Annotated in this window: 17 protein-coding genes and 3 pseudogenes; 5 read left to right on the top strand and 15 right to left on the bottom strand. The window is 59.6% G+C overall.

Features of this window, described 5'->3' with window-relative positions; all coding sequences use genetic code 11:
• Window positions 1-8: 8 nt before the first annotated feature.
• The 4 genes and pseudogenes from C1N69_RS08095 to C1N69_RS08080 form a co-directional block, all read right to left on the bottom strand.
• Complete coding sequence (locus tag C1N69_RS08095; protein WP_155030970.1) at window positions 9-1,211, bottom strand: glycoside hydrolase family 53 protein; 1,203 nt, start codon at window positions 1,209-1,211, stop codon at window positions 9-11.
• 2 nt (window positions 1,212-1,213) lie between these two features.
• On the bottom strand, window positions 1,214-2,065 hold the full coding sequence (locus C1N69_RS08090; RefSeq protein ID WP_025755901.1) for a sugar ABC transporter permease: 852 nt from the start codon (window positions 2,063-2,065) through the stop codon (window positions 1,214-1,216).
• Between the two features lie 11 nt (window positions 2,066-2,076).
• Window positions 2,077-3,380: pseudogene (locus C1N69_RS08085) on the bottom strand (carbohydrate ABC transporter permease).
• Between the two features lie 57 nt (window positions 3,381-3,437).
• Window positions 3,438-4,652 (bottom strand): extracellular solute-binding protein, encoded by a 1,215-nt coding sequence (locus C1N69_RS08080; RefSeq protein WP_155030969.1) that lies wholly within the window; start codon window positions 4,650-4,652, stop codon window positions 3,438-3,440.
• A 321-nt stretch (window positions 4,653-4,973) separates the two neighbouring features.
• On the opposite strand from C1N69_RS08080, the gene C1N69_RS08075 reads away from it, so the two are divergent.
• Complete coding sequence (locus C1N69_RS08075) at window positions 4,974-6,089, top strand: ABC transporter ATP-binding protein (protein WP_155030968.1); 1,116 nt, start codon at window positions 4,974-4,976, stop codon at window positions 6,087-6,089.
• On the opposite strand, the gene hpxK is transcribed toward C1N69_RS08075, so the two are convergent.
• The 7 genes and pseudogenes from hpxK to hpxU all read right to left on the bottom strand — a co-directional run bounded on the left by hpxK (window position 6,086) and on the right by hpxU (window position 12,429).
• Window positions 6,086-7,300 carry an allantoate amidohydrolase gene (gene hpxK, locus C1N69_RS08070; protein ID WP_244956327.1) on the bottom strand — a complete coding sequence of 405 codons (1,215 nt, stop codon included), beginning with the start codon at window positions 7,298-7,300 and terminating at the stop codon, window positions 6,086-6,088. The two genes, C1N69_RS08075 and hpxK, sit on opposite strands and share 4 nt — an antisense overlap.
• Before the next feature lie 17 nt (window positions 7,301-7,317).
• Window positions 7,318-8,558, bottom strand: a pseudogene (locus tag C1N69_RS08065) (pyridoxal-phosphate-dependent aminotransferase family protein).
• Window positions 8,559-8,571: 13 nt separating this feature from the next.
• Window positions 8,572-9,309 (bottom strand): amino acid ABC transporter ATP-binding protein, encoded by a 738-nt coding sequence (locus C1N69_RS08060; protein ID WP_023327069.1) that lies wholly within the window; start codon window positions 9,307-9,309, stop codon window positions 8,572-8,574.
• Entirely contained in the window at window positions 9,290-9,946 is a 657-nt protein-coding gene (locus C1N69_RS08055) for an amino acid ABC transporter permease (RefSeq protein WP_047959788.1), read from the bottom strand. Before C1N69_RS08055 ends, C1N69_RS08060 begins: the two co-directional genes overlap by 20 nt.
• Window positions 9,946-10,611: an amino acid ABC transporter permease gene (locus tag C1N69_RS08050; RefSeq protein WP_025755908.1), complete on the bottom strand. Its 666-nt coding sequence runs from the start codon at window positions 10,609-10,611 to the stop codon at window positions 9,946-9,948. Before C1N69_RS08050 ends, C1N69_RS08055 begins: the two co-directional genes overlap by 1 nt.
• A gap of 4 nt (window positions 10,612-10,615) precedes the next feature.
• On the bottom strand, window positions 10,616-11,398 hold the full coding sequence (locus C1N69_RS08045) for a transporter substrate-binding domain-containing protein (protein WP_095451679.1): 783 nt from the start codon (window positions 11,396-11,398) through the stop codon (window positions 10,616-10,618).
• Between the two features lie 191 nt (window positions 11,399-11,589).
• Entirely contained in the window at window positions 11,590-12,429 is an 840-nt protein-coding gene (gene hpxU / locus C1N69_RS08040) for a MurR/RpiR family transcriptional regulator HpxU (protein WP_025755910.1), read from the bottom strand.
• Between the two features lie 142 nt (window positions 12,430-12,571).
• Between hpxU and hpxW the strand changes: the two genes are divergently transcribed.
• Genes hpxW through hpxZ form a run of 4 tightly spaced genes read left to right on the top strand, consistent with a single transcriptional unit; the run spans window position 12,572 to window position 16,131 of the window.
• Window positions 12,572-14,155 carry an oxamate amidohydrolase gene (gene hpxW, locus C1N69_RS08035; protein WP_155030966.1) on the top strand — a complete coding sequence of 528 codons (1,584 nt, stop codon included), beginning with the start codon at window positions 12,572-12,574 and terminating at the stop codon, window positions 14,153-14,155.
• A 10-nt stretch (window positions 14,156-14,165) separates the two neighbouring features.
• Window positions 14,166-14,354 (top strand): oxalurate catabolism protein HpxX, encoded by a 189-nt coding sequence (gene hpxX, locus C1N69_RS08030; protein ID WP_025755912.1) that lies wholly within the window; start codon window positions 14,166-14,168, stop codon window positions 14,352-14,354.
• Entirely contained in the window at window positions 14,351-15,748 is a 1,398-nt protein-coding gene (locus tag C1N69_RS08025) for an AtzE family amidohydrolase (protein WP_155030965.1), read from the top strand. Before hpxX ends, C1N69_RS08025 begins: the two co-directional genes overlap by 4 nt.
• The gene (gene hpxZ, locus C1N69_RS08020; protein ID WP_095440980.1) at window positions 15,745-16,131 is read left to right on the top strand and encodes an oxalurate catabolism protein HpxZ; all 387 of its coding nucleotides are present in this window, start codon (window positions 15,745-15,747) and stop codon (window positions 16,129-16,131) included. The genes C1N69_RS08025 and hpxZ overlap by 4 nt, the downstream gene beginning before the upstream one ends.
• A 72-nt stretch (window positions 16,132-16,203) precedes the next feature.
• Here the strand turns inward: hpxZ and C1N69_RS08015 are convergent, their stop codons facing one another.
• The 4 genes and pseudogenes from C1N69_RS08015 to C1N69_RS08000 all read right to left on the bottom strand — a co-directional run bounded on the left by C1N69_RS08015 (window position 16,204) and on the right by C1N69_RS08000 (window position 19,085).
• Window positions 16,204-16,503 (bottom strand): DUF6966 domain-containing protein, encoded by a 300-nt coding sequence (locus C1N69_RS08015; protein ID WP_155030964.1) that lies wholly within the window; start codon window positions 16,501-16,503, stop codon window positions 16,204-16,206.
• Between the two features lie 175 nt (window positions 16,504-16,678).
• Complete coding sequence (gene puuE / locus C1N69_RS08010; RefSeq protein ID WP_420841807.1) at window positions 16,679-17,578, bottom strand: allantoinase PuuE; 900 nt, start codon at window positions 17,576-17,578, stop codon at window positions 16,679-16,681.
• Window positions 17,496-18,369, bottom strand: a pseudogene (gene hpxA, locus C1N69_RS08005) (allantoin racemase). Before hpxA ends, puuE begins: the two are co-directional and overlap by 83 nt.
• Window positions 18,369-19,085, bottom strand: coding sequence for a GntR family transcriptional regulator (locus C1N69_RS08000; protein ID WP_155030962.1), 717 nt, complete (start codon window positions 19,083-19,085; stop codon window positions 18,369-18,371). Before C1N69_RS08000 ends, hpxA begins: the two are co-directional and overlap by 1 nt.
• Window positions 19,086-19,167 lie beyond the last annotated feature (82 nt).

Genomic DNA, 19,167 nt, shown 5'->3' with positions numbered 1-19,167 from the left:
AGATAAAATTATTTAAATACCGTTATTGATGGCAGCACTTTTCCCTGGCAATCAAATAATGCCTGATTCTCACGGGCATTCCCCTCTTTCCATTCGTCATGGATATATTTCATGCCGGCTTTGGTCGCCCACGTGGTGCCCGGGACGGCAATCCAGGTGGGCTCCCAATAAAAGATGCCTTTGCCGCGCTGGTCCGGAACATCAATAACGGCCTGCATTAAATCGTGAATATAATCGTACTGACCCTGAACGGTGCCCGGATAGCCGCCGTCTTTTTCTTCTTTCGCCTGGAAACTGTTTTCGGCGTTATCGCAGTTGTCGAGCGTATAGCCGTAGGCCGCTTCCACCACAATCACATCTTTGTTATAGCGCTTGCTGATGTCATCCATATTGGCTTTCAGCGCGCTTATCGGGCCGTTCCAGTAGGTGTACATCGACAGGCCGATGATATCGAACGGCACGTTGCGCCTGGTGATTTCATCAAACCACCAGCGGAAGGTGTCATTTTTGGTGCCTTCGGCCAGATGCAGCATGACTTTCACCTGCTCGCCGTTGGTCAGGTTCTCCTTTAGCCCGCCAATGGCGGCAGTGAGCAGCCCGGCCAGGCGGTCAAATTCGCCGCCGCCCTGCCCCCAGCTTTTGCCTTCCGGCCACAGCATGCCGCCGTTGATTTCGTTACCGATCTGCACCATGTCCGGCAGGACGCCCTCTTTCTTAAAACGGGCTATGGTGTCGCGGGTGTAGTCATGGATCGCCGTTTTAAGCTGCGGGTAGTCCATCTTCTCCCAGGTTTTTGGCTTGAACTGTTTGCCCGGATCGGTCCAGAAATCGCTGTAGTGGAAGTCGAGCAGCAGCTTCAGCCCCTGCGCCTTCACACGCTTCGCCAGCGCAATTGTGTTTTCGAGATTATTACTGCCGCCGCCGTAGGTATTGCCGCTCGCATCCTGCGGGTCAACCCACAGGCGCAGGCGCACGGTGTTTACGCCGTTGGCTTTGAGGATAGCAATCGCGTCCTGCTGCTGGCCGTTCTGGTTATAGAATTTCGCGCCGTGTTGTTCTGCTTCCAGCAGGGTCGAAATATCCGCCCCCTTAATAAAATCCGCCGGCATGGCGTTAAAGGGACGCGTTTTTACCGCGTCGGCAGCAAACGCACTCGCGGCAAGGCCACATGAGAGGCAAACGGCGAGCAAAGCGGGTTTGAGTCTTTTCATGATCATCCTTTGGTACTCCCGGAGGTCAGGCCGGAGACGAAGTATTTTTGTAACGCCAGGTAGAGGATCGCCACCGGCACCGCAATCAGGACCGCGCCTGCCGCGTAGGTGGTGTAGCTGGCACCCATTTTTTGTGCCACCAGGTTATAAAGCCCAATGGGTAAGGTGTATTTGTCCGGGGTGCGCAAAATGGTGCTGGAGAGGATGAAATCTCCCAGCGGCCCGGTGAAGGAGAACAGCGCCACCACCGCCACAATCGGCTTCGAAAGCGGCATGATGATCTCGATAAAAATCCGGAAGTTGCTGGCACCGTCCATGCGCGCGGATTCATCCAGATCTTTCGGGATGGCATCGAGGTAGCCTTTCATCAGGTAAGTGTTCATCGGGATCATGCCGCCTACGTAGATCAGCACCAGCGCCAGATGGCTGTTGATAAGACCCAGCAACTGTGACAGCACGAAGATGGCAATCAGCGCCGAGAACTGCGGGATCATCTGCAGCAGCAGGAACAGCATCAGCCCATTCTGGCGTCCTTTAAAGCGAAAGCGCGAAAACGCGTAGGCGGTAAAGCTGACGCTGATTAAGGTCAGCACCATGGTCAGAAAGCTGATTTTCATCGAGTTCCAGTACCAGGTCATGTAGTTCACCTGGCCATTGAACAGGTCGGCATAATGCTGCACCGAGACGTTCTCGGGAATAATCGACGAGCTCAGCAGGCTGTTCCCCGCGTTAAACGACGCGCCGACCGTCCACACCAGCGGGTAAATGATGATTGTCGAGACCAGCGCGATAACCAGCCAGGAGAGCGAGAGGCGTACCCACTTCTCACGTTTAATACTTTGTGATTGAGCCATTGTTGCGTTCCTTACGCCATGTCGTCATTTTTGAACGATTTCGTGGCGCGGAACTGCCACAGCGCCAGCCCGACGACAAAGATCGACAGCAGGATAGTGATGGTCGCCGCAATCGCGTATTGCGAAGAGGACATCGTCAGTTTGTAGATCCACGACACCAGGATATCCGTCCCACCCGCATTCGACCCCACCACCGCCGGTCCGCCGTTATTGAACAGATAGATGATGTTGAAGTTATTGAAGTTGAAGGTGTACTGGGTGATCAGAATCGGCGCAATCGAGTACAGCACCAGCGGCAGCGTGATGGTGCGCAGCTTCGTCGCGCTGCTGGCACCGTCCATGGTCGCCGCTTCGTAGAGATCGTCCGGAATGGCCTGCAGCACGCCGGTGGTCATGGCGAAAACAAACGGGAAGCCGAGCCAGGTCTGCATCATAATCAGCGCCGTTTTGGTCCAGAACGGATCGGTCATCCACGCTTTTGGCGCAATGCCGAAAAAGGCCAGTATGGCGTTGTTGATCACCCCAAAGGAGTCGTTGAACATCCCGGCAAACACCAGAATGGTGACAAAGCCCGGCACCGCCCACGGCAGAATGAAAATGGTGCGGATCAGCGGCTTAAAGCGCAGATCCTTCTGGTTGACCAGGATGGCCAGCAGCACGCCTACCGAACATTGCAGCGTAGTGGCGAGCAGGGTCCAGACCACCGTCCACTGCAGCACGTCGAAGAAGGTCGAACGCCAGATGGAGAGCGTGAAGATATTGATAAAGTTCTTAAACCCGACCCAGTCTACAAGCTTTGCCGGCGGCGTGTGGTACAGGTTGTAGTTGGTAAACGCAATGGCAAAGCCGAACAGTATCGGGAAGACCACCACAAACACCAGCAGGATAAAGCCGGGGGTGATCATCAGATACGGGAAGCCGTCACTCAGCAGCATCTGATACTGCTTGCGCACGCTGTTCAGCCGTAAGCCTTCATCACGTTTACGGCCATTGACCCACGCATCCCGCATCGACAGGGCATACACCACGACGCCAAACGCGCCAATCAATACGCTGATGATCCCTTCAGCCAGCAGGAAGATGGAGTTGTCCCGCGGCACCTCCTCGCCCAGCGTCACCAGCCCCCACAGCCCTCGCGCAGAAAATCGGCAAATACGCCGATAAAACTGGCCAGCAGCACCAGGAAGATGCCCCCTTTCAGCCACTGGCGATGGTAGAACTGACCGAAGCCAGGGATAACCGCCAGCAGCAGGCCAGTCCAGGCATGACGCCCGGCCCCGTGCGGTCTGGCAAAATTTTCCGGGATGATACTCACAGACAACTCCTTTCAAAAAAACGGGAGAGCAGCCTCCCGTTCGGCGACGTCAGAACATTACTGGTTGCTGGCCTGCATGGCTTCGATTTGCATCTGGACCTGTTTCTCTGCGCTATCCAGCGCGGCTTTAGGATCCTGTTTGCCGGTCAGGCTCAGCTCCAGCGCGGCGTTGGCTGGCCCCCACACTTCGCCCATCTCCGGAATGCCCGGCATGGCGGTTGCACGCGCCGCCTGTACCGCGACGGCACTCGCTTTTTCATCGTTCTTGATAATCGGATCGTCGATCATCGCCGTCAGCGGCGGGATCTCACGCGTGGCAACGTAGCGGGTTTTGACGTACTGCGGCTGGTTAATAAATTCGATAAATTTCTGCGCCAGCGCTTTGTCTTTGCTCCAGGTGGAGACCACGTAGCCTTTCACCCCAAGGAATGAGCTCATAGGCTTGCCGTCCGGCAGCGCTGGCAGCGGCGCAACGCCGTAGTTGATGCCTGCCGCTTCATACGGCTGGAATGCCCACGGCCCGTTGATCACGGCTGCTGCTTTCTTCTCGGTAAACAAAGAGTCGATGGCGTTCAGACCGTTGTCGCCGACTATCCCGGCAGGGAAGATCCCGTCGGCGTAGAATTTTTTCAGGTACGTTACGGCCTCTACCGCACCCGGTTTGTTCAGGCCAACATCGCTGGCGTTATAGCCGCCTTTGTCGTTTTGACCGAAGATGTAGCCGCCCATCGGGGAGATTGCCCCCCAGCTGTAGTAAATCTGGTCGAACTTGGCGAGCAGGCCGTACTGGTTTTTCGCGCGCTGCTGTTTCGAAAAGTCATACCAGTCCTGCAGTGAGTTCAGGGGCTTGTCGATGAGGTCTTTGTTGTAGATCAGGACCAGCGTCTCGACCGCTTTCGGCACGCCGTAGAGGGCATTATCCATTCTGAAGGCATTGATTGAGGCCGGGGTGTACTGTTCCGTCTGCTTAGCCTCCAGATTCAGAGGGGCCAGCAGCCCTTGCACCACGGCACCGCCCAGCTGATCGTTAGGAATAACCAGCACGTCCGGGCCAATGCCTGCCGGGCCGTCCAGGCGCAATTTTTCCAGCTGCTGAGCGTAAGGCGTTTCCTGCACATTAACCTTAACGTCGTACTGTTTTTCAAAGTCGGCGACCGCATCCTTTATGCCGGACGACTTCTTGATGTCTTCCCAGACGTTAAGCTGCGTGGTGGCGTGGACCTGCATCGCGAGCGTAGAGAGGATAAGCGCAGCGAGAATGTTCTTTTTCATGTTCAACCTCATGTGAAGGTATAACAATTTTATGGTTGTTATCGCATCAAACGCCTTACCCACCTCATCAAACAACGCATTAAATCTGATGCTGCACGTATGACATCAAATGCCTTTGGTTTGGTATACGCTACCCTTCACATCATGATAACTCTACAAAAAACTGCGAGTTGTGTGATCGTCATAACATTAATGGAATATCTGTATAGGGCCCATGAATACTGGAAGTTATAGTCAACACAGACAAATTGCACCGTCCAGCCATGTTAAACACAATTGTTATACGTAAAACATAACTGGCGATTTACTCGGGGAACACTGATGTCGAACATACAATTGAGGAATGTCACCAAGCGCTTTGGCGACACCGTTACCTTACACAACGTGAATCTGGAGATTGAAGACGGGGAGTTTGCCGTTTTTGTTGGCCCTTCCGGCTGCGGTAAATCGACCCTGCTGCGCATGATTGCGGGTCTGGAGGAGATTAGCGAAGGTGAAGTCTTAATCGGTAATGAGGTGATGAATGACGTCGCCCCTTCTCACCGGGGCGTGGCGATGGTCTTTCAGTCTTACGCACTCTATCCGCATATGACCGTCGCTGAAAACATGGGCTACGGTCTGAAGGTGAATAAAGTCCCGAAAGATCAGATCCGCCATCAGGTAGAGATGGTGGCAAAAACGCTGCAGCTCTCACACCTGCTGGACCGTAAACCTAAACAACTGTCCGGCGGGCAGCGCCAGCGCGTGGCGATTGGTCGCGCCATCGTGCGTAACCCACGCGTCTTTATGTTCGATGAACCCCTCTCAAACCTGGATGCTGAACTGCGCGTCGAAATGCGCCTGCACCTCGCCCGACTGCACCAGGAGCTGAAAACCACCATGGTGTATGTGACACATGACCAGATAGAAGCGATGACGCTGGCGGACAAAATCGTGGTCATGAACTATGGCAAAGTTGAGCAGATGGGTGCGCCGATGGATCTCTATTACAAACCAGCGAATAAATTTGTCGCCGGGTTTATCGGTTCTCCGAAGATGAACTTTCTGCCCGCGACCGTCGAAGCCTGGCAGCCGGGCAAGCTCACCGTCAGATTGTCACAGCAGAAGTCGCTCACGCTCGCGATAACCACCACACCGCTGCAGCCGGGCAGCCATGTCACGCTGGGCATTCGTCCGGAACATTTAACCACCGACGATAAGCGCGGCACGCCGCTGGAATTTAACTGTGAAGTGGTGGAACGGCTGGGGAATAACACTTACCTGTTTGGACAATGCTACGGCCATGACAACGTGAAGATCTTGCTGCCGGGCGACGTGAAGTTCGCGCCCTGGCAGAAGATAGACGTGGCGTTTGACGACCGTCACTGCATGGTGTTTGACGAGCAGGATGTGCGGGTGAGCGCAGATATCGACGATGCGGTGCGTTCGGTGGCTTAACCCGCGCCACCGTCAGCCAGCTTTCTCACCGCCCGCCCAAACGCCTCAATCGCCAGCGCGACATCCTCAGCCATCACCGATTCCGCCGGATGATGGCTGACGCCGCCCCTGCAGCGCACAAACAGCATCCCCACCGGCCAGCGCTCTGCCAGGGCGATGGTGTCGTGCCCGGCGCCGCTGGGCAGGGACACGGTACGCCCCTGCACCGATTCAACGGCGTCGCCCAGCAGATGCTGCAGACGCGCATCGCACGGCGTGGCGGCGATCCGGTAAAACTCCTCGGCGCCAAAACGTAACCCGCGACGGGCGGCGATGGCATGCGCCTGCGCCAGCAGTTCAGCGAGTAGCGCGTCCAGCGGGGCATCCTGCGGGCCGCGAATATCCAGCGAGAGCGTAACCTCGCCGGGTATGACGTTAACCGCACCGGGCAGACAGCGTAACTCCCCCACTGTCGCCACGAGATTGCCGCCGGCTTGCCGGGTGGTGTTTTCAATCAGCACCATCCATTCGGCGGTAGCGGCCAGGGCATCTTTACGGTGAGCCATCGGCACGGTACCGGCGTGCCCGGCCTCGCCGGTGAAGCGGCAGTTTAGGCGGCGCGCGCCGTTGATGGCTTCCACCACGCCCAGCGCCAGCCCCACCTGCTCCAGACACGGCCCCTGTTCGATGTGCAGCTCCAGACAGGCGCTGAAATCGTGCGGATGGCGTGCCGCCAGCGCCACGCGGGTGGGGTCGAGTCCTGCCTGCACCATCGCCTGCGCCACGCTGATGCCCTGGGCATCGCAGGTCTCCAGCCAGCCCTGCGGCCAGGTTCCCGTCAGACCACGGCTGCCCAGCAGGGTGATACCAAAACGGGTCCCCTCTTCGTCACCAAAGCCGACAATCTCAATCGCCTGGGCCAGGTGCTCGCCCTGCTGATGCAGGCCGTCCACCACTTCGATGGCCGTGAGCACCCCGAGCATGCCGTCGTAGCGCCCGGCGTTGCGCACGGTATCCAGATGCGATCCAAGCAGCACCGCCTGCGCCCCCTCCTGCTGGCCTTCATAGCGTCCACAGATATTGCCCACGCTGTCCTGCCAGACGGTCATGCCCGCCTGGCGCATCCACTCTCCTACAAGCTGGTTGGCCTGCAGATGCTGCGTGGAGAGATACACCCGCGTCAGCCCTTCCGGGGTTTCGCTGATGGCGGCCAGCGCGTCGGCACGTGCCATCACCCGTTCTGCCGGGCTCACAGTGGCGTCTCGCGGCGATAGTGATCCCACGCGGCCTGCATCGCCGCCCCCTGCGTTGTCGCGAACTTCAGGTAGTTCAGCACCGACTCCAGCGCGCTCAGGGTGGTCATCACGCAGTCTTTGCGTGCGTTATAGCCCATGGTGCCAATGCGCCACACCTTGCCGTGCAGCGGACCAAACGAGGTGCCGATTTCGATGCCGAAATCTTCCAGCATCAGCTTACGCACCTGGTCGCCGTTGATCCCCTGCGGGATCACCACCCCCAGCACGTTGTTCATCTTGTGCTTCAGGTCGCCGAAGGTCTCCAGCCCCATCGCCTGAATGCCCTTCAGCAAAGCGTCACCATGCAGCTTATGACGCGCGATACCGTTATCCAGCCCTTCCTGCAGGATCAGCCGCGCGCATTCGCGGGCGCCAAACAGCGCGGTGGTCGCTTCGGTGTGATGGTTCAGACGCTCCGGCCCCAGTAGTCCATCACCATGCCGAGATCGAAGTAGTTGGAGTAGATCATCTCCTCGTCGCCGTCGCGGTGGGCGTCGGTACGGATGCCCTCCTCAACGCATTTGCGACGGCGGATCGCCTCTTCCATCCGCGCGCTCAGGGTGATCGGCGACGTCCCTGACGGGCCGCCGAGACACTTCTGCATGCCGGCTGACACCGCGTCCAGCCCCCAGGCGTCAGTCTCCAGCGCGTTGCCGCCGAGCGACGCGGTGGCATCGGTATAAAACAGCACATCGTGACGGCGGCAGATCTCGCCAAGCGCCGCGAGCGGCTGCAGCATGGTGGTGGAGGTATCGCCCTGCACGGTCAGCAGCAGGCGCGGACGAATACGTTTAATCGCATCTTCTATCTGGTCCGGGGTAAACACCTCGCCCCACGGCACCTCGATGGTATGCACCTCTGCCCGACAGCGGCGGGCGATTTCGCACAGCAGGTGACCAAAGCGGCCAAACACCGGCACCAGCACTTTATCACCGGGGCGAATGGCGGAGACCAGAATCGCTTCAATCCCCGCGCGGGAGGTGCCGTCCACCAGCATCGTCCAGCGGTTCTCGGTACGGAACACCCCGCGATAAAGCGCCATCACCTCGTTCATGTAGTGGGTCATAGCCGGGTCGTACTGGCCAATCAGCTGGCTCGACATGGCGCGCAGCACGCGCGGGTCGGCGTTGATCGGGCCCGGGCCCATCAGCAGGCGCTGCGGCGGATTGATTTGCGGAAAGTGTGCGATATCCATTGTTCAGTCCTTATCAGTTGAGGCCGCGCACGGAGGAGATGAACTGCTTCAGTTCGGTGGTCTGCGGGTTGGCGAACAGCGTTTTGCTGTCGCCCTGCTCCCAGACTTTCCCCTGGTGCATAAACACCACGCGGTCGCCCACTTCGCGGGCGAAATTCATTTCATGGGTAACCAGTATGAGCGTCATCCCTTCGGCCGCCAGCTGCTCGAGCACTTTGAGCACTTCGCCCACCAGTTCCGGGTCGAGCGCGGAGGTGATCTCGTCACAGAGCAATACTTTCGGCGACATCGCCAGCGCCCGGGCAATCGCCACGCGCTGCTGCTGGCCGCCGGAGAGGCTCGACGGGTAGTAATCCAGACGGTCGCCGAGGCCGACTTTCTCCAGCATCTGCTGCGCCAGCGCCCGGCATTCGGCGGCGCTTTTCTTCAGTACCCGGCGCGGGGCGAGCATGACGTTCTCCAGCGCCGTCATGTGCGGAAACAGGTTGAAGCTCTGGAACACCATTCCGACCGAGCGGCTGATTTCACGCGCCTGAGAGTCCCGGTCGGTGATGGTCATGCCGCCCAGCTTGATGCTGCCGTCCTGATAGCCTTCCAGGCCGTTAATACAGCGCAACAGCGTGCTTTTGCCCGATCCGCTGCGCCCGATAATGGAAATCACCTGGCCCATGTCGATATCCAGATCGACGCCCTTGAGCACGTGGTTATCGCCGTAGTACTTCTGCACCTGATTAATGGTGATGAGAGGCATTGAATTTCGTCTCCAGATAGCGGCTGTAGCGGGACAGCGGATAACACAGAATAAAGTAGCCCAGCGCCACCAGCGCAAAGACCTTAAACGGCTGATAGGTCACGTTGGTCAGCATGGTCCCGGCCTTGGTGAGCTCGATAAAGCCGATAATCGACGCCAGCGCGGTACCCTTGATCACCTGCACGGCAAAGCCGACCGTCGGGGCAATCGCAATCCGCAGCGCCTGCGGAGCAACCACCCGATAAAGCGTCTGGCCAAAGGTCAGCCCCAGGCAGCGAGACGCCTCCCACTGCCCCTTCGGCAGCGCGCGAATGCATCCGTTCCAGATATCGAGTAAAAACGCGCTGGTGTAGAACGTGAGCGCCAGCGAGGCGGCGGTCCACGGCGAAACGTCAATACCAAACAGCGCCACGCCGAAGAAGGCCAGGAACAGCTGCATCAGCAGCGGCGTGCCCTGAAACAGCTCGATATAGCCACGAATGATGCGCTTCACCGTGCGTCCGCCCGTCAGGCGCAGCAGCAACAGCGGCAGCGTCACCACCGCGCCGCCGACAAACGCCACCAGCGACAACAGCACCGTCCAGCGTCCGGCCAGCAGCAGGTTGCGAATAATGTCCCAGTCGGTAAAGGTGGTCATCATGCCTGTACCCCCAGCCATTTACGTCCTGCGGCCATCATCAGCTGGCGCAGGGTAATCGACAGCGCTAAGTAAATCCCGGTTGTCACCAGATAGACCTCAAAGCTCAAAAACGTTCTGGACTGAATCAGGTTGGCGGCAAAGGTCAGCTCTTCATACGAGACCTGCGACACCACCGACGAGCCGAGCATTACAATAATGCACTGACTCACCAGCGCCGGGTAAATGCGCTGCAGCGCGGGCGGCAGCACCACGCGAATAAATGTCTGCAGGCGGGTCAACCCCAGCACGCGTCCGGCCTCCCATTGGCCTTTCGGCGTCACCTGGATGCCGGCACGGATAATCTCGGTGCTGTACGCACCGAGGTTCACGACCATCGCCAGCAGCGCCGCTTCCCCCGCGGTCATCTTCAGCCCCAGATTCGGCAGGCCGAAGACAATGAAAAACAGCTGCACCACAAACGGCGTGTTGCGGATGATCTCGACGTAACCACCCCAGATCCGGCTGTACCATGTTGGTCGTCCGCTGCGGATCGCCGCCCCGAAAATGCCTGTCGCCAGCCCGCCCACGGTCGCCAACACCGTTAGCTGAATAGTGACCCACAGCCCCGCCAGCAGCTCCGGCCAGTGCGGCCAGAGCGCGGAGAAATCAAGTTGCTCCGTCATCGGCTCAGGCGCCAAGGTTTGCCGGCAGCGGAGCCTTCAGCCACTGCTCGGACAGGCCGTTCAGCGTGCCGTCCTTAATACCCTGCTCAATCAGCGCGTCCACTTTTGCCTTCAGGGCCGGTTCGTTCTTCTTCAGACCAATAAAGCACGGCGAGTCTTTCAGCATAAAGCTCGGCACCGGGGCTTTAGCCGCGTTCTGACGCGAAATGGCCGCCACCACGAGGTTGCCGGTCGCCACGTACTGCACCTGCCCGGAGAGATACGCCGACAGCGTGGTGTTATTGTCTTCGTAGCGTTTTACGTTGGCATCTTTCGGTGCCAGGCTGGTCAGCACCATGTCCTCCACTGCTCCACGCGTCACGCCGATGGTTTTTCCGCTCAGGGCGGCGGCATCTTTCAGTTCGGCACCTTTCGGGCCAAACACGCCGAGGAAGAACGGCGCGTAGGCGCGGCTAAAGTCGATCACCTTCTCGCGCTCCGGGTTTTTCCCGAGGCTGGAAATGACCAGGTCCACCTTATCGGTTTGCAGGTACGGCACGCGGTTGGCGCTGGTCACCGGGACCAGCTGCAGCTTGAGCTTCATCTGTTTGGCCAGGTAGCGCGCCATGTCGATGTCATAGCCCTGCGGCTGGAGATCGGTCCCCACCGATCCAAACGGTGGGAAGTCCTGCGGTACGGCGATACGAATAGTGCCGCGCTTCTCGATATCCTGAAGCTGGTCAGCCTTTACCGGCAGGTTGGTGAACAGACAGACGGCCCCGGCCAGTGCAATTAACAGTTTTTTCATGGTGCTTCCCCGTAACGTTAACATGAAACAAAAGATTCTTTGAATGTGTTTTTGCAACTAATGTACCAAGTAACGCAGCGCGGAGAATTTTCTGTTAATGCCTGATAAAACGCGGACGGGGCGAAAATGTGCCCCATTTTCGCCCCGCCGTTCTGCACCATTTCAATGCAAAGCACCAGCCTGATGCCCCATTATCGTTGTTCCAGTTCGTCCAGCTGCTGGTAGAGCGAGGCAATCTCATGAATGCGCGGACGGCCTTTATCGAGGATCTCATGCAGCAAGGCATTTGAAAGCAGGTTGATCAGGCTGTTGACGGACGAATAGCTGTCATAGGCCGAGACGCTGTCCAGCGGGGCGCAGAGCTGCCAGCTCGCCAGCGGAAACAGGCTGTGGGCCTGCGGCTCGCACATCAGCAGCACCGGAATGCCGCTGCTCTGAAGCTGCTGCATCAGCGGGCGGATAATGCGCGGGCGGCGGCGAAAGGCCATCATGACCACCAGATCGTCGGGCGTTAAATCCACCAGTTCCTCGCTCAGGCTCTGCCCCGGCTGCGGCAGCACCAGCACCTGCCCGCGCGCCTGCAGCAGCTGCTGGCGCAGGTGCAGCGCCGCCGGATAGGCGTTACGCATGCCGATGATGACAATGCGCCGCGCCTTCACCATGCAGGCCATCGCCTCGGCAAACTGCTGCGCGTCGAGGGCATTAACCCACTGGGTCAGGTTCGCCATCTCCTGCTTGTAGTGGCGCGCCAGCAGGGTGTTGCCCTGCACCGCGTCGCGGTTATCGGTAAGCGGCATCCCGCTCTGGCGCAGGGTGCGCAACTCGTCGCGCATGTCCTTATATTTCTCATAGCCCAGACGCTTAAACAGACGGCTGACGGTCGCTTTTGACACCCCGCTCAGCTGCGCCAGCTCGGCGCTGTTGTAGCCGATCAGGTCGTCAAAATGATCGAAAATAAAATCCGCCACCCGCTGCTCCTGCGGCGACAGCGACGGGTATTGTGCTTTCAGACGTTCATCTAACTGTTCCATAGCGCCTCTGTAACTTTTGTTTCATCACATTTTGCTTTTTATTATACGTATCATGATACGTGCCAGTTTGCTGAAACTTTTCTTTCAGAACTGGAACAACTTTTGCAGCGCCTTGTGACCTTCAGGGTTATGAGGACTCTTCATGCACAGTAATGTTTCCACACGCGGAATGGCCGTTGCGCCCCACCATCTTGCCAGCCAGAGCGCGCTGGCCGTGCTGCGCGAAGGCGGCAGCGCCATCGAAGCGATGGTGGCGGCGGCGGCGACCATCGCCGTGGTTTACCCGCATATGAACGGCCTCGGCGGTGACGGCTTCTGGCTTATCGTTCCGCCGCAGGGCGACCCGATCGCCATCGACGCCAGCGGCGCGGCTGGCTCTCTGGCAACCCTTGCCGCTTATGATGATGTGGCGCAGATACCCCATCGGGGTCCCCGCGCAGCGCTCACCGTCGCCGGAACGGTCAGCGGCTGGGACGAGGCGCTTAAGGTCTCACGCGAGATGACCGGTAAATCGCTGCCGCTGGCCCGCCTGCTGGCCGACGCCATTGAGTATGCGCAACACGGCACGCCGGTCACGCCCTCTCAGGCTCACGCCACGGCGAGTAAATTCGACGAGCTGAAAGATATCCCCGGTTTTGCGGAAACCTGGCTGGTGAACGGTCAGCCGCCAGAGGTCGGGAGCCGCTTTTATCAACCGGCGATGGCGTCCACCCTCAAGCGGCTGGAGGAAGACGGGCTGGACAGCTTCTATCGCGGTCCGCTGGCGGAGGTGCTGGCGCACGGTATGGAGGCGCTGGGCCTGCCCGTGACGCTGGCCGATTTACACGCCCACGCTGCCCGGCGCACCACGCCGCTGACGCTGCAGCATCAGCAGGGGGAGGTGTTTAACCTCGCCCCACCGACCCAGGGGCTGGTCTCGCTGGCAATCCTCGGCATCACCGACCGGCTGAACATGGCGGACGCCGACGACGCCGACACCCTTCACCGCATTGTTGAAGCCACCAAGCTGGCCTTTGGCCTGCGCGATGCTCACATCACCGACCCGCGCGAGCTGAAAACCGATATTCAGCGCCTGCTGGACCCCGCTGCCCTTCAGGCGCTTGCCGACAGGGTTGACGACAGCCGCGCTGCCCCATGGGGAGCCGGCAAAGGCCCCGGCGATACGGTGTGGATGGGGGTGATGGACAGCAGCGGCCTGGCCGTGTCGTTTATTCAGAGCATTTATCACGAATTCGGCAGCGGCGTGGTGCTGCCCGATACCGGCATCGTCTGGCAGAACCGCGGCGCCTCATTCAGTCTCGATCCCAATCATCTGCTGGCGCTCGCGCCGGGTAAACAGCCGTTCCATACCCTCAACCCGGCGGCGGCACGTCTTAAGGATGGGCGGATGATGGTCTACGGCTCGATGGGCGGTGACGGACAGCCGCAAACCCAGGCCGCCCTCTTTACCCGCTACGTGGTCCAGGGCGTGCCGCTGCAGGAGAGCATCTCACGCCCGCGCTGGCTGCTGGGTCGCACCTGGGGACAAACCTCGGACACCTTAAAACTGGAGGGCCGTTTTTCTCCCGAGACTGTCGCACGCCTGCAGGGGCTCGGTCACGACGTAGAGCTTTTCCCGGACTTTAGCGAAGCCATGGGCCACGCGGGTGCGATAGTCCGCCACCCGAACGGGCTGTTTGAAGGCGCGTTCGACCCACGCAGCAACGGCGCCGCCACCGGATTCTGAGGAGAGAATAATGAACGACGTACAACCTGAGTGGCACGCCTATCTGGCGCAAATGGAGTCCGTGCTTGGCATTGCGCTGGATGAGGCCCGCCGCGCCGAGCTGCATCTGCAGTTCAGCCGCATTGCCGGCATGGCCGCGCCGCTGATGGCGCTACCGCTCGACGACCGTCTGGAGATTGCAGGAGTGTATAAAGCATGACGCTACACGAGATGAGTATCAGCGACATTCAGCAGGCGCTCAGCGCAGGCGAGCTGAGCGCCCGCGAGATCGCCCGCCAGACGCTGGAGACGATTGCGAAGGTTAACCCGCAGATCAACGCCTGGACCACGGTGACGCAAGCGCGCATGCTCGCCGAGGCGGACAATATCGACACCCTGCGCCGCGAAAAGCGTCCGCTGCCGCCGCTGGCGGGCGTGCCCTACGCGGTGAAAAACCTGTTTGACGTTGTCGGCCACACCACTCTCGCCGGGGCTGAACTGTTCAGCCAGCGCCCTGCCGCAACCGCTGACGGCTTCGCGGTGCGCCAGCTGCGCAGCGCGGGCGGGCTGCTGACCGGCATGGTGAATATGGACGCCTACGCCTACGGCTTTACCACCGAAAACAGCCACTACGGCACGACGCGTAACCCGCACGACCTGACGCGCATTGCGGGCGGTTCATCCGGCGGTTCGGCCGCCGCCGTGGCCGCCGGGCTGGTGCACTTTTCGCTCGGCACCGACACCAACGGTTCGATACGCGTCCCGGCCTCCCTGTGTGGGATCTATGGCCTGAAGCCCACCTTTGGTCGTCTGTCGCGATCCGGCAGCCATCCCTTTGTCGCCAGTCTGGATCATATCGGCCCCTTTGCCCGTCGGGTGGGCGATCTGGCCTCCGTGTACGACGCGCTGCAGGGGCGGGACAGCAGCGATGGTTTTCAGGCAGAACATCCGCATGAACAGACGCGTCCCCTGCTCGACCGCGGCCTGGAGGGCCTGCGCTGCGCGGTGCTCGGCGGCTACTTCACCACCTGGTGTGACGCCCAGGCCAGAGATGCCGTGGCGCGGGTAGCGAAGGCGCTCGACGTGCAGGATGAACTGCACTTTCCGGAGGCCGAACTGGCGCGCGCCGCGGCGTTTATCATCAGCGCCTCCGAAGGGGGAAATCAGTACCTGCCCGCGCTTCGCCGCGAGCCGGAGCGTTTTGAGCCGCACTCCCGCGAGCGGCTGCTGGCAGGGGCGATGATCCCCTCCGCCTGGTACATTCAGGCCCAGCGGTTTCGCGCGCATGCCCGGCAGGCGTTTAAGACCCTCTTCGCGCAGGCCGACGTGCTGATCGCCCCGGCCACCCCGCGCAGCGCCACGCTGGCGGGCGAGCAAACCATGGAGATTAACGGCCAGCCGCTGCCGATTCGCGCCAGCATGGGGATGCTGACCCAGCCGATTTCGTTTTTAGGCCTGCCCGTGACCACCGTACCGCTGCGCACCGCGCAGGGAATGCCCATTGGCCTGCAGCTCATTGCCGCGCCGTTTAACGAGCAGGCCTGCCTGCGCGTCGCGCGCGTGCTGGAGGAGAATGGAATCACCGATGCCCGCCCGGCGGAGGTTGCAGCATGATGAATCACGATGACATTAACCTCCCGTGGGTGGTGGCGGAAGTGACGGCCGCCTTTTACCGCTATGAAGACGCGCTGGTGAGCAACAACATTGCGGTACTGGACGAGCTGTTCTGGCACGACAAAAACACGGTGCGTCTGGGGGCGGGTGAGAACCTGTACGGGATTGATGAAATCCGCGCCTTTCGCGCGGCGCGCCCCGCCGCCGGGCTGCAGCGCACGCTGCGTCACACCGTGATCACCACCTTCGGGGAGGATTATGCCGTGTGCAGCACCGAATTTACCCGCGAGGGCACGCAGCGCATTGGCCGCCAGCAACAGACGTGGGTGCGGTTTGCCTACGGGTGGAGGATTGTGGCGGCGCAGGTGAGTTTGATGGCGTAATGAAATGCACAATTTTTGCGGCTCAGGGCGGGAAATCCCCCTGAGCGCTATTTAGCAATGCACTTTAAGCCGTTATGGTAAATCACCCGCTTTTGACAAGCCGATGGCATGGTCGAGTTGCTTGTAGAGTTTGTGTCTCAAATCTTCTAACTCGTCATTATCCCGAAGTAGCGGTGTCCCATTTTTATGAAGAACAAGATCGTTAAATGATCCCATTCCACCGTAGAGTTTTTTTAATGAGTAAATGGATGACTCATAATCAACATCCAGTTCGAAACCAAGTTTTTCAAATATTTTTGCCCATGAATCCTCATCATTTGAGGACAGTATGATGATGATGTCGATTACTGTTTTCTTTATTTCATTTTTCATTTCAAACCGCCACTCCCTGGTATCTTCCAAAGCGTAGCTACTATAACTTGCTCAGCTCCACCGGAGTAAAGGTCTGTTTGAAAAACCTGCCCGGTGGCGCTGCGCTTACCGGGTCTGCAAGGTCTTCCCGTAGGCCGGGTAAGGCGCAGCCGCCACCCGGCTAAACACGTCACACTTACTTCTGAAACGGATGCACGTCCCGCCAGTGATCGGCAATCTGCTGGCGGGTACAGACCCACACCCGCTCATGCTGCTGCACGTAATCAAGGAAACGCTGCAGCGCGCGAAAACGCCCAGGGCGCCCCAGCAGGCGGCAGTGCATGCCGATGGACATCATCTTCGGCGCGCGTTCCCCCTCTTCGTACAGCACGTCAAAGCTGTCCTTCAGGTACATATAAAATTGCTCGGCGGTATTAAACCCCTGCGCGGTGGCGAAGCGCATGTCGTTCGCATCCAGCGTGTAGGGCACAATCAGGTGCGGTTTGCGGGTGCCGTCGCTGCAGGCCACTTCCGTCCAGAAGGGTAAGTCGTCACCATAGTAGTCGCTGTCGTAATCAAAGCCGCCGTGCTCCACCACCAGCTGACGCGTATTAGGGCTGTCGCGCCCGGTGTACCAGCCGGTGGGTGGCTTGCCGAACAGATCGGTCAGAACATGCACCGCTTTCTGCAGGTGTTCACGCTCCTGGCTAATATCCATGTTCTGATAGTGGATCCAGCGCCAGCCGTGGCTGACCACGTCGTAATCCGCTGACTTAATCGCCTCAACGATTTCCGGATGACGCGCCAGCGCCATCGCCACGCCAAAAACCGTCAGCGGCAGGCCACGCTTTTGAAATTCATTGTGGATCCGCCAGAACCCGGCGCGGCTGCCGTATTCGTAGAGGGAGTCCATCGACATATGTCTGTCCGGGTAGCTGGCCGCACCGATGATGTCCGACAGGAACTGCTCCGACCCGGCATCGCCATGCAGAACGTGGTTTTCCGCCCCCTCTTCATAATTGAGCACAAACTGCACCGCGATGCGCGCCTGATTCGGCCACTGCGCGTGCGGCGGGTTGCCCGCGTAACCGCGCAGATCCCGTGGGTAATCCTGTTCAAATAGCGCCATCGCGTCTCTCCTCACCTTTAAAATGGATTCAATGCCTGAAATTGTCCGCTTAAAGCTTTGTTTTCCGGGAACGCCAGGTCCCCGTGCTTGCTGGTCGACAGCCCCAGCGCCACCAGCGACTCCACCATCTTCACCGCCGCGCTGACGCCGTCGATCACCGGTACGCGCAGCTCGCGCGTCAGCTCCTGCGCCAGCGTCGCCATCCCGCCACAGCCCAGCACAATGGCGCCGCAGCCATCCTCTTTCAGCGCCTGTATACAGCGGGCGCGCACCTTCTCCTGCGCCAGACCGCTACCGTCTTCCAGCGCCAGCACCGGGAGATCGATAGCGTGCAGCGCCGCACAATGATCCTGAAAGCCATACTGGTGCAGCAGATGACGGGCAATGATCAGCGTGCGCGGCAGCGTGGTGACCACCGAGAAGCGCGTCGCCACCAGCGTGGCCATATGCATGGCGGCTTCAGCAATGCCGACTACCGGCCCCTGTGCCAGCTCGCGCGCCGCCAGCAGACCCGGATCGCCAAAGCAGGCGATGACGTGACCGTGCACGCCCTGCTGCCTGCCGAGTTTGACCTGTTCGAGAACCCCCACCGCGGCGATAGCCTCATCAAAGTGGCCTTCTATAGAGGGCACGCCTGCACTGGGGCAGACCGCGAGGATTTCCGTGCCCGGTGCGGCCACCGCACGGGCCGCCGCGCCGATGGTTTCCGTCATCGCCAGGCTGGTGTTGGGGTTGATCACTTGTATACAGACTGACATTACGACTCCTTGTGGCTGGCGAACAGCCGGGCAAAATCAGGCAGGCACTCACCCGCCCGCTCGAAGCAGAGGCTGGCGACGATATGTTCAAAATGGTGCATTAAGGCATCACTTAGCGGCTGGAGCGCCTTCTGGCGCAGCAGATCCACCAGCTGTTCGTGATCGTTGCAGCGGCAGCCCTGACGCCACGGCGCCCCCCAGGTGGCAATCACCAGCGAGGAGCGCTGGCTCAGGCCGGTCACCATCTCCGTCAGCACCTGGTTGCCGGAGATGGCCTGCAGCTGAATGTGAAAACGGGCGGAGTGGCGGATCGCCGCCGGACCGTCGTAGGCCTCGTGGGCCTGCTGCTCCTGGCGAATAATGGCCTCCAGCGCGGCAAGATGCGGCGGCTGACAGTGCGCCAGCACGTCCGGCAGGTTGGCAACCTCCAGCAGCGCGCGGGTGCGGAAGATGTGCCGCGCCTCTTCGACCGTCGGGCTGGCAACGTATGCACCACGCCTGGGCGTTAAGGTGACCATTTGCACAGCGGCGAGTCGCTGCAGCACCTTGCGGATGCCCGTACGACTCACGCCAAATACCTCCGCCAGCGCCTCTTCCGGCAATTTGCTTCCCGGCAGCAGCTGATGTTCGACAATCGCGGTCATCAGCGCCTGGAAGATGGATTCGTCTTTGTCATGCAGGTCTGGCGCGGTCTGCAGGGCATTTATGTTGTTCATTCACCACTCCGAATTTTACTTTCCGTTATCGAATCGTATACATAAAAATAAAATATTGCATACAAGATTTATTATTTTGGCC

This window comes from Enterobacter sichuanensis, from assembly GCF_009036245.1.
In the GTDB taxonomy this organism is placed as follows: Bacteria; Pseudomonadota; Gammaproteobacteria; order Enterobacterales; family Enterobacteriaceae; genus Enterobacter; species Enterobacter sichuanensis.
This window is presented reverse-complemented; position numbering and strand designations above follow the sequence as displayed.

Excerpts from the sequence above, each read along its gene's own strand:
- C1N69_RS08095 (WP_155030970.1), bottom strand. The coding sequence starts at position 1,211 with ATGAAAAGACTCAAACCCGCTTTGCTCGCCGTTTGCCTCTCATGTGGC.
- C1N69_RS08090 (WP_025755901.1), bottom strand. The coding sequence starts at position 2,065 with ATGGCTCAATCACAAAGTATTAAACGTGAGAAGTGGGTACGCCTCTCG.
- C1N69_RS08080 (WP_155030969.1), bottom strand. The coding sequence starts at position 4,652 with ATGAAAAAGAACATTCTCGCTGCGCTTATCCTCTCTACGCTCGCGATG.
- C1N69_RS08075 (WP_155030968.1), top strand. The coding sequence starts at position 4,974 with ATGTCGAACATACAATTGAGGAATGTCACCAAGCGCTTTGGCGACACC.
- hpxK (WP_244956327.1), bottom strand. The coding sequence starts at position 7,300 with ATGGCACGTGCCGACGCGCTGGCCGCCATCAGCGAAACCCCGGAAGGG.
- C1N69_RS08060 (WP_023327069.1), bottom strand. The coding sequence starts at position 9,309 with ATGCCTCTCATCACCATTAATCAGGTGCAGAAGTACTACGGCGATAAC.
- C1N69_RS08055 (WP_047959788.1), bottom strand. The coding sequence starts at position 9,946 with ATGACCACCTTTACCGACTGGGACATTATTCGCAACCTGCTGCTGGCC.
- C1N69_RS08050 (WP_025755908.1), bottom strand. The coding sequence starts at position 10,611 with ATGACGGAGCAACTTGATTTCTCCGCGCTCTGGCCGCACTGGCCGGAG.
- C1N69_RS08045 (WP_095451679.1), bottom strand. The coding sequence starts at position 11,398 with ATGAAAAAACTGTTAATTGCACTGGCCGGGGCCGTCTGTCTGTTCACC.
- hpxU (WP_025755910.1), bottom strand. The coding sequence starts at position 12,429 with ATGGAACAGTTAGATGAACGTCTGAAAGCACAATACCCGTCGCTGTCG.
- hpxW (WP_155030966.1), top strand. The coding sequence starts at position 12,572 with ATGCACAGTAATGTTTCCACACGCGGAATGGCCGTTGCGCCCCACCAT.
- hpxX (WP_025755912.1), top strand. The coding sequence starts at position 14,166 with ATGAACGACGTACAACCTGAGTGGCACGCCTATCTGGCGCAAATGGAG.
- C1N69_RS08025 (WP_155030965.1), top strand. The coding sequence starts at position 14,351 with ATGACGCTACACGAGATGAGTATCAGCGACATTCAGCAGGCGCTCAGC.
- hpxZ (WP_095440980.1), top strand. The coding sequence starts at position 15,745 with ATGATGAATCACGATGACATTAACCTCCCGTGGGTGGTGGCGGAAGTG.
- C1N69_RS08015 (WP_155030964.1), bottom strand. The coding sequence starts at position 16,503 with ATGAAAAATGAAATAAAGAAAACAGTAATCGACATCATCATCATACTG.
- C1N69_RS08000 (WP_155030962.1), bottom strand. The coding sequence starts at position 19,085 with ATGAACAACATAAATGCCCTGCAGACCGCGCCAGACCTGCATGACAAA.